This window comes from Kordia jejudonensis (genome assembly GCF_001005315.1).
In the GTDB taxonomy this organism is placed as follows: domain Bacteria; phylum Bacteroidota; class Bacteroidia; order Flavobacteriales; family Flavobacteriaceae; genus Kordia; species Kordia jejudonensis.
In genome coordinates, this window is the sequence record NZ_LBMG01000034.1 from 20823 (window position 1) to 38921 (window position 18099).

Genomic DNA, 18099 nt, shown 5'->3' on the forward strand with positions numbered 1-18099 from the left:
ATTTGAATGGAATCATTTCATAAATAAAATTTAAAATCCCGTAACAATTGCATAGTTTTATCGTCTAGTTTACGTATCGAACGCCGAATCATCAATGAAAGAACGTTACATCACATTTTTTAGACGCTTTTGGATTGTACTCATTATTGCTTTTATAGTTTACAACTGTATTTATCCTGAAACGTTTTCTAGAGAAAATATTGCCACGCATATTCAAGCGTATGGCAGTTATGGTTTGGCAATTTTCTTTTTCTGCCACCTTATCAGAGGTTTTGTCATGTTGCCCAGTACTGCATTGATTTTTGCAGGTGTGTTTCTATTTCCAAATCACTTATTCTTAGTATTGATGCTTTCCGTAATAGGAATTGTAATTTCTTCAATGATTGTATATTATTTTGCTGACAAATTGGGCTTTGCAAAGATTTTTGATCAAAATACCAAAACATCAAATTTGGTAAAAATGAAGCTTTCCGGAAAATACGGACCGCTTTTTATCATTTTTTGGGCATTTTTTCCGTTCGTTCCTACAGATTTGATTTGCTATACAGCTGGCGCGATGAAAATTAATCCAATTGTTTTTGCTGTTAGTATTTTTATTGGAGAATTAATTTTATGCAGCGTTTACGTATACGGAAGTGCTTATTTTATATAAGATTCACGTATAAATTTTTCAATATGATTTGATGAAATTCTTCAATATCATACGGTTTGATGATAAGATCGTTCATGCCAGCTTCCTGAATTTTATCTTTAATTTGATCTTCTTCAACAGCTGTTAAGGCAATAATTGGGATGTTAATTTTTTGTTGACGAATTTGTTTTGTAGCTTCAATTCCGTCAATTTTTGGCATATTAATGTCCATTAAAATTAAATCATATGTATTGTTTTGAACCTTTTCTATCGCTTCAGAGCCATCTTCTGCAACATCACATTGGTATCCTTTACTTTTTAAAATTCGCTTGGTAACTACACGATTAATTTTATTATCGTCTACCACCAAAATGCATTTTTTCTCACTGTCAATAACATCATTTGGCGTAAGTGCAACTTGTTCTAATAGTTCTTTGCTTTCTTCAAAAACAATTGAAAATTGAAACATTGCACCTTCATTTTCTTTACTTTCAAGTGTAATATCGCTGTCAAACAATTCGAGCAAACGCTTTACAATTGGCAAGCCCAAACCAGTTCCTTGATAGTTTTTTTCAATAGGTCTTAGTTGAACAAACTTGTCAAAAATAGCTACTTGTTTTTCTTCTGGAATTCCTAAACCATCATCTTTTATGGTAAAGTTTATAGTATACTTTGCTGCTTCTTCTTTAATCAAATTGAGCTGAATCCAGATGTTTCCCGATTCAGTAAATTTGATAGCATTCCCAATTAAGTTCATTAATATTTGAGACAGTCGAACAGAATCACCCAGCAATATTTCAGGAATTTGTGGATCAATTTCTTGGTGCACCTTATTTTCACTGTGATTGATAGCAAAACCAAATGAATTTACGACTTCACTGACTAAGTTTCGAATGTTAAACGGAATGCGTTCTAACTTTACACCTTTGGATTCTATTTTATTCATTTGCAACACATTATTAATTAATGATAGCAAATATTTACTAGAGAATTTTAACGATTTAAAGTTTTCATTTTCTTTTAAATTTGGAAAATCTTCCGTGAGTAATGACGTTAAACCAACAACTCCGTACAAAGGCGTTCGTAACTCGTGACTTACTGTAGAGAAAAACTGTGATTTTAAGTTGGCTTGTTGTTCAGCTTCTTCTTTTGCAACACGCAATTCAGTGTTTTTTAAACGTAATTTTGCCAATGCCTTGTTTCTAAACTTGTAGTTTTTAAACATGTTTATCAAGAGTAAAATCAAGATGAAACCTGCTATCATTAACACATAAGAAATCTGTTGCGATTGTTGTAAAATGATATCTTGATCTCGTTTTTCAGCTTCAACTTTTTCGTAGTTTTTTTTAATTTCGTCTACTTCAAACTTAATCTGTGCATTTTGTAATTCTTCTAATTTATTTCTGTTGTACAGTGAATCTTTATACTTTAAGTGCTGTTCCAAACGGATATACGCTTCATCTTTATCGCCTTGATTTTTAGCCAATTCTGAATAATACTTGTAAATTTCTGTCAATTCTTCTAGTAAACCTTCACTTTTAGCATACAAAATAGACGTTCGGAAATAATCATCTGCCAACGTATAATCTTTTGCATACATGTAATAGCGTCCCAACAAAAAACTAACTTGTGCTATTGCTGAATCGTCTCCATGTTTTGTTTTGATTAATTTCTCTGCATCAATAAGATATGCATACGATTTTTCATGTTCCCCTAAATCGGCATATGTCCAGCCAATGTTTAAAATCGGAGTTAAAATTCCAGGAGTATCTTTCAGTTTTTCCGCTAATCGCAATGATTTTTCATAATAATGATTTGCAGAATCTGTGTTTTTATATCCTTCAGAGTAGATATTTCCCAAGTTGTTATACGCCCAACTTTTTAAGGTATCATTCTTAATTTTAATAGCATATTCTAATGATTTTAGATAATTGACCCTCGATTTACTCAACTCAGAAAAACCCTCATACACCAAACCTAAATCATTGTGTAGTATAGCAAGAGAATAAATATCGTTTATTTGCTTCGCGAAAGCAATTGCTTTATTTCCAGACTCTAAAGATTCCTTAAAGCGATACTCTTCGCGGTAATTAGCAGCTTGATAAATATACTTTTCAATGCTATCTTTTATGGCCGATTTGTCTACTTCCTGCGCTTGCAAGAAGCACACAAAAAAGAAAAATAATATAGTAGGTAGTAAGTTATATTTCAAAAAATGAGGCTTTATTATAATCACAAAATACAAAAAAATAAAATAATGTAGGTTTTTTATTTCGTTTATTGCTGAGGATTTTAAAGCACTGATAAGTTTCTATTTTTAGTTGTACCTTTAAAATTTTTATAATTATTCTAAACATAACTATGAATATTTTTCATTATGCTTTTAAAGTAAAAGACATTACATCAACGCGAAAATTTTATATTGATTTTTTAGGTTGTACAGAAGGTAGATCGACTGAAAATTGGATTGATTTTGACTTTTACGGACATCAACTATCTGGACATGTCAGCGAAAATTTTCCGAAACTTGATTATTGTGGAAAAGTTGATGGTGTGAATGTTCCAATTCCGCATTTTGGTTGTGTATTGACAATTTCACAGTTTGAAACTTTACAGCAAACTTTTGAAGAAAATAATATAGAATTCGTCGTAAAACCTCAAATACGTTATGCGGGACAAGTTGGCGAACAACGCACCATGTTTGTATTCGATTTTAGTGGAAATCCGCTAGAATTTAAAGCTTTTTCGAACGCGAATGAAGTTTTTGCCAAATAATCATAAAAAGCTAACTTACACTTATGAATGCACTAAAACTTCCTTTTGAATTTGATGTTGAAATTATAAAAAAAGAACTCTCCCAATTTTCAAAAACCGATTATCAAGATATATACAATTCTTCTGTGATGTTAGAAACTTTATGGTTAATTCATTTTATTGAACCTATTTTGGGCGAAGATGGATTGCCTATTTTTCTACCAAACGAAGCGTTAAAAAAGTGTCCGTATCTGCTTTCTATTTTTGAAAAATTTAAATGTCCCGTTGAAACCTTTCGTATTCATACGTTAGATGCAGGCGCAACTATTCAAAAACATAGAGATGTAGGATATAGTTTTGAACATGGAAAAGTCCGTTTGCATATTCCAGTATTTACAAATGATAAGGTAGAAATGTTAGTTGCTGATGAAATTATTCCGATGCAAGAAGGCGAATGTTGGTATTGCAATTTTCACGTAGAACATGAAGTTAGAAATAACAGCGATCAACCACGCGCACATATTATTATTGATTGCTTGGTAAATGACTGGCTGACAGGTGTTTTTGAGGAGGCTGGAATAGTAAATTAAAATATTGCTGGTTTGGCGCGAGTTGTAAACTCGCGTTAACTGTGGATTTTACTGAAAACCGTAAAAAGATTGTTGATGTTTAAATTAATTTTATGAAATAAACAAAAATTAATTTAAATGAAAAATACACGATACTTTCTAAGCTATGACTTAAGAAATGAAAAGAATTATCAGAAGTTATATGATGAATTAGATAAATTTGATGCGATTAAAATTTTGGAATCTCTTTACTGTTTTAAGTATCTTGATGATAAAACTAGTGATTTAAGAGATCATTTTAAAGGTTTTATGGATAAAAGCGATGGATTTATTATAATTAAATGCGATCATTGGGCAAGTTATAATATTGATGGTAATCCAAATAATTTATAAATTTTAATTAAGTCACAAAGCTAGCGCGAGTTTGCAACTCGTGCCCGCACACAAAATCATGAATTTGTAAAAAATAGATGTTAAGAATCCTATTTATACATAATAAACTAAACTTTTGTATTTTTAGATGTATGAGTAGAAAGTATAAATTCCATAATAAATCTGGAGTGTATTTTATAAGTTTTGCAACGGTATATTGGATTGATGTTTTTACTAGACAACTATATTTTAATATTCTTGTTGAAAGCGTCAATTATTGTAGAAAGCATAAAGGAATGGAAATTTACGCATATTGTTTTATGCCAAATCACATTCATTTAATTTTTAGATCTGCGCATGAAGATCCATCAGGATTAATAAGAGATTTTAAAAAATATACTTCAAAGAAAGTCATTGAAGCTATTATAAATAATCCACAAGAAAGTAGAAAAGATTGGCTTCTTTCAATGTTTGAAAATGCTGGAGAAGAAAAGAGTAATGTAACAAAATATCAATTTTGGCAACATAACAATAAGCCTATTGAATTGTGGAGTGAAACAGTTATTAAACAAAAAATAAAGTACATTCACAACAATCCTATCGAAAGTGGTTTTGTTACTGCCCCAATCGATTGGAAATATTCAAGTGCTAGAAACTTTCAAGATGATCACACTATTTTAGAAATTGATGATACTGGCTTTTTTGGTTAGATTATATTTTATTGTATTCATTGGCACGAGTTACAAACTCGCGCTAGCTGAGGAAAAACTAGTATGAGAAACCCAATTTTAAAAAATAAAACCAAAACCCTTCATTGGCACGAGTTGCAAACTCGCGCTAGCTGAGGATGTAATTACTATAAACGTCCCTTAGAATTAGTATCCGATTTCTCATAAATTGCTATTAATTTTAATGTTATATTCAACCAAAAACCCTCACAAATTGCAAGGGTTTTATAGATTTTAGTTTTATTTGAAAAGATTCCTGCCTTCGCAGGAATGACAAAGCTAATCAATTATCGAATCAACTTCTTATATTTAATACGCTTCGGCATCAAGTCGCCACCCAAACGTTTCTTTTTGTTTTCTTCATAATCAGAGAAGCTTCCTTCGAAGAAATACACTTGCGAATCGCCTTCAAAAGCCAAGATGTGTGTACAAATTCGATCTAAAAACCATCTATCATGCGAAATGACTACCGCACAACCAGCAAAGTTTTCCAAACCTTCTTCCAACGCTCGTAAAGTATTTACATCCAAGTCGTTTGTTGGCTCATCAAGTAATAATACGTTTCCTTCTTCTTTTAAGGTCATAGCCAAATGCAGACGATTTCGTTCTCCTCCAGAAAGTGTATTTACCTTTTTGTTTTGCTCGCTTCCTGCAAAGTTGAAGCGACTTAAATACGCTCTCGAATTTACTTGCTTTCCGCCCATCATGACCAATTCTTGTTCATCTGAGAAGTTTGCCCAAATCGATTTTTCAGGATTAATGTTAGAGTGCGACTGATCAACGTAGGCAATTTTTGCCGTTTCTCCTACCGTAAATGTTCCTTTGTCTGGAGTTTCTTCGCCCATAATCATTTTGAAAATAGTCGTTTTTCCTGCTCCATTCGGACCAATAACACCAACAATTCCTGCTTGTGGTAAGTTGAAGTTTAAATCTTCATATAACAACTTATCGCCAAAAGCTTTAGAAACGCCTGTTGCTTCAATTACATTGGTTCCTAAACGTGGACCGTTTGGAATGTAGATTTCCAGCTTCTCGTCCATTTGTTTTTGATCTTGACTCATCAATTTGTCATAGTTCTTCAAACGTGCTTTTTGCTTGGTTTGACGACCTTTTGCACCTTGACGAACCCATTCTAACTCTCGTTCTAATGTTTTCTGACGTTTGGAAGCTGTTTTGCTCTCTTGCGCCATACGTTTCGATTTTTGATCTAACCAAGAAGAATAATTTCCTTTCCACGGAATTCCTTCTCCTCTATCCAATTCTAAAATCCAACCTGCAACATTGTCTAAGAAATATCTATCGTGCGTTACCGCAATTACGGTTCCTTTGTATTGTGCTAAGTGATGTTCTAACCAATGTACAGATTCTGCATCCAAGTGGTTGGTTGGCTCATCAAGTAATAAAATTTCGGGTTCTTGTAATAGTAAACGACATAACGCAACTCTACGACGTTCTCCACCAGAAAGTACTCCAATGAGTTTGTCTGGCTCTGGCGTCCGTAACGCGTCCATGGCAATTTCAAGTTTGGTATCTAATTCCCAAGCATTTGAAGCGTCAATTTTGTCTTGCAAATCAGCTTGTTGTGCCATTAACTTATCCATTTTGTCTGCATCAGAATATACTTCTTCCAATCCAAACATATCATTGATTTTGTTATATTCATCAAGAATGGCAACCGTTTCGGCAACACCTTCTTTTACAACTTCCATCACGGTTTTCGTTTCGTCTAATTGTGGTTCCTGTTCAAGATATCCAACTTTATAGCCTGGAGAAAATGTTACTTCTCCTTGGTAATTTTTTTCTACGCCTGCAATAATTTTCAGCAAGGTAGATTTACCAGAACCGTTCAAACCGAGAATCCCGATTTTAGCTCCATAGAAAAAACTTAGGTATATATCTTTTAAAACTTGTTTGTTGGTACTTTGATAGGTTTTAGAAACCCTATTCATGGAAAAGATAACTTTCTTATCGTCTGACATAATTATACTTTATTTAATTGCTTTACAGCAAATATACATAATTGTCGTAGCATTCGCACAAGTAAATGTGTATTGAAGAATTGAATGATTAAAAAATTAAAAATTCCGCTTGCGATTACTATTTCATTCAACCAAACACAGAAAAGAACAATCTTTTTATATAATTTCCTATTAAATATAATTGTTTGAAAATCAAATATTTAAATATAAAATACTATAAACTTCTCAATCGTTTCAAACTTTTTTCACTTTTTAGAAAACCGCTTCTTGATTCTTCTCGTATATAAAACTGTAATACAATAAAAATCTAATTAAACTTAAAAATTATGAAACGAGTAACAACCATTTTAGGAATCAGTATTATATTGGTGGGAAGTTTCTTTTTAATTGCTGCTGATCATATTGATGCACCAGCAATACAAGGAACATCTTCTGACATTACAGATTTCTACGCCTTTCAGGGAGAAGATACAAATACAATTGCATTTGTAGTAAACACACAAGGATTATTGAGTCCAGCCGCAACTTCTGGCGCTTCATTTAGTGAAAACACGTTAATTGAAATCAATATTGATAACAACGGAGATAATGTAGAAGATTTAGTGATTCAAGCCATTCCAAGAGGAGACAAAATGTACTTTTTTGGACCCGTTGCACCAAGTGCTTCAGGATTAAATAGTGTCATTGAAACCACGGGAACAGCTTCTTCTGTAGATATTACTGCTTACGGAAGCACTGCAATAATTGCCAATACGAATGGAATGAAATTTTTCGCAGGACCAAGAGATGATCCTTTCTTTATGGATTTTGCACAGTATGGAGAAATTATTACTGGAAACGCAACAAGCTTTAACAATCCTGGTACAGACACATTTGCAGGTTCAAATGTATTATCAATTGTCGTAGAAGTGCCAAAATCAGAAATTGGTGGTACAGGAACTATTAACGTTTGGGCAGAAGCGAAAGCAAAACAATAATTACTAATAATTTATACTTAAAAAAGATATTACAATGAAAACTATACAATCAATTTTAGGAATTTTACTCGTAAGCATGTTTACATTCACGAGTTGTTCTTCAGACGATAATACAATTATTGTTGATAACGGACCCGATTTTTCAGGAACGTTTACACAACAAGATCAAATGGGAAGACCTGCTGTAAATACAGTATTTGTTTCGCAAGCAAGCAAAGACAATTTTAACGTAACAACGCCATCGCAACAAAATGCTGCCTTTCAAAGTATGTTTGAAACGAACTTAACAGGATTAAGTCCAGCATTTGCAAATCCTGGAGATCAAAATGCTTTAGGACAAGATGCAGCAACATTTACAGGATTATTGGCTACAGATGTGTTGAATGTTTCTTTAGACGGAACTACTACATTTTATGATGGAACCAACGTTTTAACAGGTCGTGCATTAGCTGATGACGTAATTACGGTAGAACTTTTATTAATATTTGGAGGCGAAGACTTCACAGAAAACCCAAATCTTTCTGATGATCATGTAGACGCCAACGACAAGCCTTTTTTGCCCTCTTTTCCATACTTAGCCACACCTTGGTAAGGTAGACAAGTATTTATTTTCATCAAGAAAAATTTCATGATAGAAATACATACTTATTAAAATTAGTAAGTAGTTGAGATCCCACTTTACAGCGGGATGAGTTCTACTAACTGCATTGAGTGCGTCTTACAGACTTCTCAACGCAGTGTATCACTAATCTGATTTGCTTAGAGAGTATTTAGCTCATGCAATTTTGTGTATTATTTGATGAAACGATCACGCTAAATGCTCTCTATTTTTTAAATTTTTATCACTAAAAACCATTATTATGAATATCAAAATCGCTTTTCAAATTCTTGGAGTTTGTACCATTCTTATGAGTTGTACAAATTCATCATCACACAAGATTACTAATGCAGAGACGTACAATACGTATTTAGAAGTCGCTGAAAATAAAACCATAGAAACTGCAACAGAAATTCACGATTTCTGGACAACAAAACTAGAAAAAAGTCCAAATCAATATCCGTATCATTCAAAAATTGCCAATGCACATTCACAGTTATTTAAAGCAACTGGAGAAATATCTCATCTTATCGAATCGGCACAGCATTTGGAACTTTTAAATGCGCGTACAAAATATCAAAATGCAGGCTATATCCGAAGCTTGGTTCAGAATTACATTTCACAACACCGTTTTCAAGAAGCGTTGCAATTGTTGGAAAAAGCAGAAGTATTAGGCGAAAATCTACAAGCCACACAAAAAATGTTGTTTGATGTTCACTTGGAACTTGGAAATACGGTAGAAGCTGAAAAGTATTTGAACATTTTTAAAAATGAAAACAGTTTTAATGCAATGATTCGATTATCAAAATGGTACGATCATGAAGGAAAATTGATGGCTGCCATTAAAATGATGGAAAAAGCAATGTTGAAAGCTGAAGATGCTAACAATACTGCATTAAAGCAATGGTCATATACCAATTTGGCTGATTTTTACGGTCACGCCGGAAGAATTAAAGACGCGTACGAACATTATTTAAAAGCGTTAGCGATAGATCCAACTGATGCATATGCAAAAAAAGGAATCGCTTGGATTGCATTTTCATATGAGAAAAATCCTGAAGAAGCTTTACGTATTTTGAATACAATTATGCTACAACACAAAGCACCTGATTACTATTTACTAAAAGCAGAAATTGCCGAATACATGGGAAATATTGCTGAAAAAGAACAACATATTGCAGCGTTTATGAACGCAATTCAAGATAAAAATTATGGCGTAATGTATACTTCCTATGCAGTTTCGGTACTTTCTGAAGAACTAAATAATGCAGAAAAAGCGATCGAAATTGCACAAAAAGAAGTGGATTTGCGTCCTACACCACAATCCTACGATTTATTAGCGTGGACTTACCATTTACATGGAAATTCTGCAAAGGCATTAGAAATTATACAACAACAAGTTCTAGAAAAAACATTTGAACCTGTTGCCATGTATCATGCTGCTGAAATTTTGAAAGCGACAGGAAATACCGAAGACGTAAACGATCTAAAAGAAGAACTCTTAGAAAGCAGCTTTGAAGTTGGTCCCATACTAACAAAAAAAATACAACAGTTATAACTGTAGCAAACTATTTATTGAGCTAACATTAGTTAGGCGATTGGTTTTTATTGATTGAAAAGGCACTTTGTGATGGAGTGCCTTTTTATTTTTTATTGTTTTTCAATGCTTTACGGTGTTACCGTAAACATTTACTAACGATTTTGTGTACTTTATATACATATGTTTAACCAAAAAATTATAATCATGAAAAAAAGAAATTTCAAGTCGCTCACACTTAACAAAAAAGCAATCTCGCATTTAGAAGTTGCAGAATCGAACATTGGTGGTCGTGGCGCAAGTGACCGACTTACCGAATGTAGAAATGATTATTGTGTATCATTTTTCAATAGTTGTCCTTGGGTTTGTTAAGAAAGTTTACAATACTAAAATACTTTACAAGTCACTTCCATTTTATAAAATAGCATGCATAGTATTTGTTTTTGAAAATTCATCCGCGTATTTTAATCTACTTAAAACAAAACACATATGTTAGAAAAATTTGAAGTATTTGAAGTCCAAAATCTATACACAGTGTATGGAAAAGGTGTTATTGAAACCGTAGATAATTTAGAAGCAGAAATTGATTAAACGAACTTAAATTCTCTGATTACACTACATAATCAGCATTTGTTATTTCTGTAAAAGCAGGAACTTATTTAACTTGAGTTCGACGTAAAAAATTTAGTTCGATACTTTTCTTTTCCGAAGTATAGCAGGGATTTTCCGTTAAAAATTTTTGAAGCCTTGGAAAAAATTTAGGGAAATTCATGCGGTTTTAGTTTTTCCCTAAAAGAAAAACTAAAAATACCTCTGGAAATGCTTAGCATTCATAAATACCTTAATTTAAAATATGAATAACATGAACTAAAAGTTCCCTTTCTTTTGTTGATGCCTGTGCTGAACTTGATTCAGTATTCTTTGGGAAAGCAAAGAAATCGAAGATTCACGAATTCCTGTTTAAGAAAATAAAGTCTTATGAGCTAAAATGAAAATAAAAAACTGAAAATGTGGTGTTTAGCAAGGAGTTTCTTAGCTCAATCACAAATATGAATTGAATGACTTATATCGAACTAACGTTATTCAACAAAAAAATTGTCATTCAACACTAAATGTAGAATGACAATTTTTATATATAAAATATCTCTGTTATGGATTCGAAGCCACCACACCAAGTGTATATAATTGCTCTAATGTTGGCGATTCGCTTCCACCTGCTGGCTCTAAGGTAATTCCGAAAGCTTCCGATTCGTTTGCATTTGCCAAATCGAATACTTTATCTGAATCAGCCGAGAATTCTTCTATAACTCCTAAACTTGTTGGCGTTAACGGATTTAGTTTTAACGACCAAACTTGGTATACTTTTCCTGCTGGCGGATCAGGCAATCCTTGTAAATCCAAATATACCTGATTCAGCTTTTTATCCCAATACACTTTTGCATAGGAATCTGGAGAAACGGCTTGTCCACCAAGTGGCACCGAAATAATATCTTTAGTTCGTAACACGCCCAACAGGTCTTTTGCGGCAGTCAAATCACTATTTGCTTGATAAACTTTATCTTTTAAAGCTTCACGTTCTGACGTAACCACTTCAATTTCTGATTGCAATTCATTGGTTTTCAATACGGAATATATCAATCCAATAGCTAAAATAATAGAAGCTGCCCAACCAACATACAAGAAAATAGAAGATTTCCTCTGAATTGGTATTACTTTATCATCACGATTATCTTCTGATAGATTCAGCTCTTGCTTTACAGCTTCAAAAACATAAGAGGTATCTCTAGGCGCTGTTGCCGCTGTTAAAGTTACAATTGCATTTTCAATGGCAACAACCTCTGCTGCCACTTCTGGATACTGTTGCATCATTGCATGCACTGCTTCGTTTTCTTCTTCAGAAAGCGCACCTGCTACATACAGTTCTAAAATTCCAGATGCTATGTATTCGTTACTATTCATTATACATGTAATGCTTTTCTAAGTTCCTTAATACAGTTTCTATTTCTAGTTTTTACCGTTCCTAAGGGAATGTCTAATGCTTCAGCGGTTTCTTTTTGCGTATATCCTTTAAAATAAATATAATCAACTACTTTTTTACAATTCTCAGTTAACTTTTCAATATACTGCTTTATTCCGATAGCATTCGTTTTTTGGTCCAAACTATCATGTGTCTCTATACTATGTACGAAAAAATCAATGTCATGGTTTTGTTGTGCATTCTTAAAAGATTTCGAACGCACTTTATCAATAGCCGCGTTTCTAGCAATATTCAACAACCACGTAAAAAAACGACCTTTTCCAGCAGTATAAGAATCTGACTTATTCCATGCTTTTACAAAGACATCTTGCATGACTTCTGTAGCAATATCATCATTTTTAACAATAGTATGAATGACACCAAAAATACTTTCATTATACATATCATATAACGCTTCAAGAGCTTTAGGGTCCTTATTTTTGAATTTTTTGATGAGTAATGCTAACTCCATATAATGTTGGTTTTCTAAGTATAAATAGCTGATATAATCAACTTTGTGATAAAGTTAGCCTTTTTCATACAAGTTTTTGTGCTGTATCGCTTCAAAGGTGTCCGCATATACGAAACATACAAATTGCTTCGCTCTAAAAAAAACTAATTATACTCTACCTTTCAATGCATTAAAAACCCATGCAATAGCAAAAAAACCAATCCCAACTGCCGCAAATCCATATCCTGCTACATCATCATATCTAAAAGCGCCGAGTGCAATCAATCCTATTCCAACTAAAATCATTATAAAAGTTGCCCACGCTAATACTGTATTTTTGTTCATTCCCATAATCTGTTTATTAGTGCGCATCTTCCGCTATCTCGGAAGTCGGGTTTTCGGTAGTCGCTCTCTCCGAGGAGCTTCAACAATACCTCAATCCCTTGCGCGGCATGAAGTGCAAATATCGAATTTTTAAATCAAAATTTAGAAGTTTACTACATACAAATTATAAAACGGCGTTCATGTTTGAATAAACTAGAGCAGCTATTTTTTAGTATTTTTTGTAAGAATAGTTAAAAAGTAGTTCCGCCTGTTCTATCAAAAAAAACTTAGATCGCTCGTAATATGAACGTTAACATTAGTTGTTGGTTACAATACTACTTGAACTGTGATTAGAAATTTACCCATAAACTTGAAAATGTGCATACTTATACTGTTTTTGTTTGCTGAGTCGCTTCTTTTTTATACTGCTATTTGAAACGGTATTTTTATTTCTTGATTTCGAATCATTTTTGATATAGAACGACTTCTTCTATGACTTATAGGCAATACAATTTCTCCTTTTAGGTAAACTAGACGGTATTTTTTTTCATATGATTTTACATGAGAAAGATTGATAAGATAGGAACGATGAACACGAATAAACGAATTGTCTCGGAATTTTTCTTCATAGTGTCCAATAGATTTACAGCTAAGCATTGTTGAACCATTTTTAAGGTGCAACCAAGTATAGTTTTCATAAGCTTCTATATAAATAATTGTTTCTTTCAGTACATAGTCTCCTTTGTGCTTAGTTCCCAAACGGATGTATTGATTCGTATGTAATCGGTCTTTGAGATTTTTCAGCGTACTTTTTGTTGCTATCATGTGATATGTATACTGTTTTAATGAGTTTTGAATGTATTAGGTTGGAAAACTTTTTCAGCACAAGCGTTTTGTGTGAACGTTGGATATCAGTATCTAAAATTTTTTAGATGGAATTTTTAGAAATAAAGCAATCATAATTTTATATGAATTATGATTGCTTTTTGTTTCTGTTTTTGTTTGCTTTTGCTTGGTGTTAGCTAGAAGCTAACGTAGCATGAGGTTTTTACTTTATTTTATTTATATCACTATTTGCTATTCTTATCCTTCTTCTTATTAAAGAATCCTTTTTCGCCTTTAGATTACTACGAACAAAAACACTATTAACACTGTCGTTTACATTTCTAGATATACTTAATGCAAATCCTGCATTTCTTCCAATTGAACCTTCACCATCAAACTTCAACCACTTGTTATCTAAGTCTCTAACAGCTTTTTTTGTATCTGCTAAATTATGAGACCTAGTTATTTCTTTAGAAACGCTATCTATTTCATTATTTAATGTTTCAGTAACTTCTGGATGATTAAATTCAAACTTACTCATCTCTAATGTTTCTAACCAGGCCTCATTAGCTACTGGATTTTCTCCATTAGGATTATCGCTACCTGTAAGAGAAAAGGGTTCACTACTCGACTCTGGAAGACTAACAACATCTCCAACTTCAACATCTGACATCAACATACCATCCGATTCTCTTTTATAGTTTTTACCAAGTTGACTTTCAACGACATTATTAGCTTGCTCAGCAGAAATATTAGCATCTTGTGATAAAGTCCAAGCACTATCTCCTGCTTTAGCTACCCAATTTCCATTTTTATCTTTTTCCCAATCTGGACTAGCTGGAGCCATCCCATCATAATCTTGGAAATATACAGGATTGTTAAATCCAAAATTATAAGGCGAATGTCTGCGCATTTTCTCCGCTAATGGATCAAGGTTCATCCAACGCCCAATAGCAGGATCGTAATTACGAGCTGTAATATCCATCCATTCTAAACCAAGTTCACTTTGCTCTTCTTTTCCACCAAAACCATACTTATGATCTCCCAAAGCACCAATGTTAGTGTTGTATCCTTTATGCTTCAATCCAAAAGGATAATAATTGTTTTCCTCTACAATTTCTGTGACATCAACAGTGTTGTCATTGTTGGTATCTGAGTAGCTTACACGGATGTTTCCTAAGTGATCTTTAAACTGATATACATAATCAAATCTCCCTGTATTGTTTGGTTGCGCGTATCCTTCAGAATGATTGAAAAATTTTAATTCTTCGCCAGCACTGTTGCTTTCATAGATAAAGTTTCCTGCGTAATAGGTTACCGTGTAATTTCCATTGTCTGCCACGACTTTGCTTTGTTTTACACCCGTAGCATCGTATAAATAGTAAATACTTTTGTTAGGATCATTATCAAATACTATCTGTGTTGGCAAGTTTAGATGATTGTATTTGATACCATCTGTTGCGGTTGTTCCTATGCCTTTATTTAAATCTTTTAGCATGTTTCCATTGGCATCATACGTATAATCGTCTCCAATAGTGTTTCCGTCTTTAAAGCCTTCTAAAACTTCTGGTCCGCCAGAATTGTCATCTACAGATACCAGTTTGTTTCCGATATCATAGTTATAAAATAAAAAGTCTATATAGTCATTCGTAGTTTTCTTTCTATTTAAGCGTAAAATGTTCCCATTTTTATCGTATTGAATACCACCTTCATTGTAATGCACATGACTTGCAAATAACGTCCCAAAAATATGAACAATTCCTTTAGCGCCTTTCAATCTGTTTAATGCATCATACGTATATCCATATCCGCGTCTTGTTGTGGCAGCATCATTTGCTGTTCGCGAAAGGGTTTCGCTAATGTTTCCGTTATACAAAGGATTGGTTGCTGTTTTTGTGGTGTTATAGGAAAGTTCAAAACTGAATAAATCGTCTTCTAAGTTTTCAACATCGTTAATTTGTTTTAACCAACCACGCACATTGTATTTGTAATCCACACTTTGCAATCCAGTAGAAGCTTCAGCTTCACTAGCTACTGAACCACCGACTTTTTTGTTTACAAGTTGTCCTAACGCATCATAGCTATTATTTACAATAAGTTCTGTAATACCATTGTTAATAGATTGTGTTTGCGTTAATAATCGTGAAGCATGATCGTAGGTAAAAAAGTCATTTATTTTAATGGCTACATTGTTTCCTTTGGTATGTAAACTTTCGGTTTCTAATACTTTTCCTGAAAAGTCTAAAGCCGTTTTTACAATGTCTAATGTATATAAATATGCATTGTGACTTCCTGCATAAATAGGGCGTTTTTTGTCATCATAATACGTGGCACTAATAATCCATTGATTGCTGTCAAGTATTCTAACTTTACTTCCTGTAGCTAAAGTTCTTGTAAAGTTGCTAATGGTATGTGTAGTTCCCGCTAATGTGAAATTGATAGGATTTGGTATGACAGCGTCAATTTCTTTAGGATAATCATCAAAATAGTTTACCGTTAAGACTTGTATATCCGTATTTGGGAAAGTAGTATTGCTGTAATAAGCATCTGCATCGCCAATAATTGTAATACCAACTGTTCTTGTTTCGCTTACTACATTTTGTGTATCAATCGTATTTTGAACTGCTGTACGTGTACTATTATTTGTGTATAATCCTGTATATGCAACACGCCCGAAATGATCATATTTTGTAAATAACCATTGTTTAGGCGATTTGTTTCTTTGATTGGCATCTTGCATTAATACAGGTCTGTCTAGTGTGTCATATATGATATATCCCCAACCTTTCCCTGGTATTTTCTTTTCTACCAAACGGTTTCTGCCATCATATTTGTATTGATAGCATAATTCATCTAAAATGTTCTGCGCAATTACATAGTTTGCTACTTTGATTGCTTCCGAAGCTTTTGGCGATAACACATAGGTTAAATTTCCAAAATCGTCATAGATGTAAAAGGTATCATGCTCTTGATCCTGATCATAGTTACGTTTGAGCAGTAGTTGTCCCGATTTGTTTTTGAATTCTTCTGTGGTATGATCTTTTAGATGTGTTTGAGTTGGATTCCAATTTTCATCCTTTGTGATATTTTTATAAAGCTGTTCTTCGGCATAAGCACCATTGTATTGTAATTGTGGAGCTTCAGTGTTACCTCCAGCAAAAGTTACGGTGTAATAGGCAACTTCGTCTACGGCATTTGTTTCATATTCAAATTTTATGGTATGATCCGTATCTGCGGAAGCATCAACTTTCCAGTCGGTTCCTGGCGCACCTTGCTCCAAGATTCTTGCAAGTGGAGAAGCTTCTAAATTCTTTTCGGAATACGGATTTAGCGTTCCGTTAAAATCTTCACTATACGTGTTTGAATAGTAATTATTTACCCTAGAAATTGCGATATTCTCACGCGTGAATTTTGCTAAAGTTTCATCGGCATACGGTAAATATTCTTTGGTTTTACGACCATCCGCATCGTACACAATTGGTGTTACAATATCTTCAATTACAGTATCACTATCTGAATGCTCTAAGTGTGGTTTGTACCAGTATTGTTCCACAGTTAAATCAGTACAATAAACTAAATAGTTTCTAAATCTGGATACTGTAGTGTCTGGATTCCATTTGAATTCTGTTCCATCTAACACTTTATTTCCGTTGATATCATATACACCACTTTCTCCAGTATCAGCGCCAGTATAATCATGCGGATGTACAACACCTTTTATCTGATACCATACATCTAATTCAGGAAGAAATCCATACCAAAAATAAGGATTACTTTGTGCATTACCCGAAAGGTCACTAACATATCTTGTTCCAAAGTAAGTAGTTCCATTGGTAAGATTTCCTGTTTTTTTAACCCAAGTAGTATAGCGATATGTACGATTTTTGTCTACAGAAATTAAAGCACCTGTCCAGCCACCATCTTGACGAGCACTAGAATCAGTAACATCCGTATCATCTTGATTGGTAGATTTCCATAACAAATCGGTATTTCCAAATGGCGTAACACCGCTAGTTATTATATTTTCGGATGTACTTCCATATTTAATGTAATACGGAGTTGTAGTCAATCCTTCTTGCCATTCGTTTGGAAGTTCGTTGACATATTTTGTGCTTGTTCCTCCTGCACGAAGTGCAATACTTTGTTCGGGTCTACCTAAACCATCGTAATAGGTAATATTTTCTACCTTTTCTAAGATTGGTAGTGCTTGTATTTCCGTTTCGTTTTGAACAGGTTGTTGGTAACTTGTATTTTTTACGTAATTTTTACTATTTGTTTGTGCCATCACTATTATAGACACAAACATTGCTGTTAAAGTGATTAGTAACTTTTTCATA

Annotated in this window: 16 protein-coding genes; 9 read left to right on the plus strand and 7 right to left on the minus strand. The window is 33.3% G+C overall.

The window, feature by feature from the left end; all coding sequences use genetic code 11:
• The first annotated feature begins 94 nt into the window (after window positions 1-94).
• Window positions 95-652 carry a TVP38/TMEM64 family protein gene (locus AA089_RS16255; protein WP_046758039.1) on the plus strand — a complete coding sequence of 186 codons (558 nt, stop codon included), beginning with the start codon at window positions 95-97 and terminating at the stop codon, window positions 650-652.
• Here the strand turns inward: AA089_RS16255 and AA089_RS16260 are convergent.
• Window positions 645-2843, minus strand: coding sequence for a tetratricopeptide repeat-containing hybrid sensor histidine kinase/response regulator (locus AA089_RS16260; RefSeq protein WP_156169062.1), 2199 nt, complete (start codon window positions 2841-2843; stop codon window positions 645-647). The two genes, AA089_RS16255 and AA089_RS16260, sit on opposite strands and share 8 nt — an antisense overlap.
• Window positions 2844-2992: 149 nt before the next feature.
• Here AA089_RS16260 and AA089_RS16265 point away from each other — a divergent pair, with 149 nt between their 5' ends.
• From AA089_RS16265 to AA089_RS16280, 4 genes are all read left to right on the plus strand, one after another.
• The gene (locus tag AA089_RS16265) at window positions 2993-3406 is read left to right on the plus strand and encodes a VOC family protein (protein ID WP_046758041.1); all 414 of its coding nucleotides are present in this window, start codon (window positions 2993-2995) and stop codon (window positions 3404-3406) included.
• Window positions 3407-3429: 23 nt separating this feature from the next.
• Window positions 3430-3975: an aspartyl/asparaginyl beta-hydroxylase domain-containing protein gene (locus tag AA089_RS16270; RefSeq protein ID WP_046758042.1), complete on the plus strand. Its 546-nt coding sequence runs from the start codon at window positions 3430-3432 to the stop codon at window positions 3973-3975.
• Between the two features lie 117 nt (window positions 3976-4092).
• Complete coding sequence (locus AA089_RS16275) at window positions 4093-4347, plus strand: hypothetical protein (RefSeq protein ID WP_046758043.1); 255 nt, start codon at window positions 4093-4095, stop codon at window positions 4345-4347.
• Window positions 4348-4478: 131 nt separating this feature from the next.
• Window positions 4479-5036 (plus strand): REP-associated tyrosine transposase, encoded by a 558-nt coding sequence (locus AA089_RS16280; protein ID WP_046758044.1) that lies wholly within the window; start codon window positions 4479-4481, stop codon window positions 5034-5036.
• A gap of 305 nt (window positions 5037-5341) precedes the next feature.
• On the opposite strand, the gene ettA is transcribed toward AA089_RS16280, so the two are convergent.
• Entirely contained in the window at window positions 5342-7033 is a 1692-nt protein-coding gene (gene ettA, locus AA089_RS16285) for an energy-dependent translational throttle protein EttA (RefSeq protein ID WP_046758045.1), read from the minus strand.
• 326 nt (window positions 7034-7359) lie between these two features.
• On the opposite strand from ettA, the gene AA089_RS25670 reads away from it, so the two are divergent.
• The 4 genes from AA089_RS25670 to AA089_RS24890 all read left to right on the plus strand — a co-directional run bounded on the left by AA089_RS25670 (window position 7360) and on the right by AA089_RS24890 (window position 10517).
• The gene (locus AA089_RS25670) at window positions 7360-8010 is read left to right on the plus strand and encodes a DUF4331 family protein (protein ID WP_046758046.1); all 651 of its coding nucleotides are present in this window, start codon (window positions 7360-7362) and stop codon (window positions 8008-8010) included.
• A 34-nt stretch (window positions 8011-8044) separates the two neighbouring features.
• The gene (locus AA089_RS25675) at window positions 8045-8602 is read left to right on the plus strand and encodes a DUF4331 family protein (protein ID WP_046758047.1); all 558 of its coding nucleotides are present in this window, start codon (window positions 8045-8047) and stop codon (window positions 8600-8602) included.
• Window positions 8603-8870: 268 nt separating this feature from the next.
• On the plus strand, window positions 8871-10166 hold the full coding sequence (locus AA089_RS16300) for a tetratricopeptide repeat protein (RefSeq protein WP_053002497.1): 1296 nt from the start codon (window positions 8871-8873) through the stop codon (window positions 10164-10166).
• A gap of 186 nt (window positions 10167-10352) precedes the next feature.
• Complete coding sequence (locus AA089_RS24890) at window positions 10353-10517, plus strand: hypothetical protein (RefSeq protein WP_156169063.1); 165 nt, start codon at window positions 10353-10355, stop codon at window positions 10515-10517.
• Between the two features lie 777 nt (window positions 10518-11294).
• Here AA089_RS24890 and AA089_RS16305 read toward each other — a convergent pair.
• From AA089_RS16305 to AA089_RS16325, 5 genes are all read right to left on the minus strand, one after another.
• Window positions 11295-12104, minus strand: coding sequence for an anti-sigma factor (locus AA089_RS16305; protein ID WP_046758048.1), 810 nt, complete (start codon window positions 12102-12104; stop codon window positions 11295-11297).
• Window positions 12104-12634, minus strand: a complete 531-nt coding sequence (locus AA089_RS16310; protein WP_046758049.1) for an RNA polymerase sigma factor — start codon at window positions 12632-12634, stop codon at window positions 12104-12106. The genes AA089_RS16305 and AA089_RS16310 overlap by 1 nt, the downstream gene beginning before the upstream one ends.
• Before the next feature lie 147 nt (window positions 12635-12781).
• Window positions 12782-12964 (minus strand): CAL67264 family membrane protein, encoded by a 183-nt coding sequence (locus AA089_RS16315; protein WP_046758050.1) that lies wholly within the window; start codon window positions 12962-12964, stop codon window positions 12782-12784.
• A 393-nt stretch (window positions 12965-13357) separates the two neighbouring features.
• Complete coding sequence (locus AA089_RS23825) at window positions 13358-13762, minus strand: LytR/AlgR family response regulator transcription factor (protein ID WP_053002498.1); 405 nt, start codon at window positions 13760-13762, stop codon at window positions 13358-13360.
• A 223-nt stretch (window positions 13763-13985) separates the two neighbouring features.
• Window positions 13986-18098, minus strand: coding sequence for a DUF6443 domain-containing protein (locus AA089_RS16325; RefSeq protein ID WP_046758051.1), 4113 nt, complete (start codon window positions 18096-18098; stop codon window positions 13986-13988).
• Window position 18099: the final 1 nt, after the last annotated feature.

Excerpts from the sequence above, each read along its gene's own strand:
- AA089_RS24890 (WP_156169063.1), top strand. The coding sequence starts at position 10,353 with ATGAAAAAAAGAAATTTCAAGTCGCTCACACTTAACAAAAAAGCAATC.
- AA089_RS23825 (WP_053002498.1), bottom strand. The coding sequence starts at position 13,762 with ATGATAGCAACAAAAAGTACGCTGAAAAATCTCAAAGACCGATTACAT.
- ettA (WP_046758045.1), bottom strand. The coding sequence starts at position 7,033 with ATGTCAGACGATAAGAAAGTTATCTTTTCCATGAATAGGGTTTCTAAA.
- AA089_RS16325 (WP_046758051.1), bottom strand. The coding sequence starts at position 18,098 with ATGAAAAAGTTACTAATCACTTTAACAGCAATGTTTGTGTCTATAATA.
- AA089_RS16265 (WP_046758041.1), top strand. The coding sequence starts at position 2,993 with ATGAATATTTTTCATTATGCTTTTAAAGTAAAAGACATTACATCAACG.
- AA089_RS16270 (WP_046758042.1), top strand. The coding sequence starts at position 3,430 with ATGAATGCACTAAAACTTCCTTTTGAATTTGATGTTGAAATTATAAAA.
- AA089_RS25675 (WP_046758047.1), top strand. The coding sequence starts at position 8,045 with ATGAAAACTATACAATCAATTTTAGGAATTTTACTCGTAAGCATGTTT.
- AA089_RS25670 (WP_046758046.1), top strand. The coding sequence starts at position 7,360 with ATGAAACGAGTAACAACCATTTTAGGAATCAGTATTATATTGGTGGGA.
- AA089_RS16255 (WP_046758039.1), top strand. The coding sequence starts at position 95 with ATGAAAGAACGTTACATCACATTTTTTAGACGCTTTTGGATTGTACTC.
- AA089_RS16280 (WP_046758044.1), top strand. The coding sequence starts at position 4,479 with ATGAGTAGAAAGTATAAATTCCATAATAAATCTGGAGTGTATTTTATA.
- AA089_RS16275 (WP_046758043.1), top strand. The coding sequence starts at position 4,093 with ATGAAAAATACACGATACTTTCTAAGCTATGACTTAAGAAATGAAAAG.
- AA089_RS16310 (WP_046758049.1), bottom strand. The coding sequence starts at position 12,634 with ATGGAGTTAGCATTACTCATCAAAAAATTCAAAAATAAGGACCCTAAA.
- AA089_RS16315 (WP_046758050.1), bottom strand. The coding sequence starts at position 12,964 with ATGGGAATGAACAAAAATACAGTATTAGCGTGGGCAACTTTTATAATG.
- AA089_RS16305 (WP_046758048.1), bottom strand. The coding sequence starts at position 12,104 with ATGAATAGTAACGAATACATAGCATCTGGAATTTTAGAACTGTATGTA.
- AA089_RS16300 (WP_053002497.1), top strand. The coding sequence starts at position 8,871 with ATGAATATCAAAATCGCTTTTCAAATTCTTGGAGTTTGTACCATTCTT.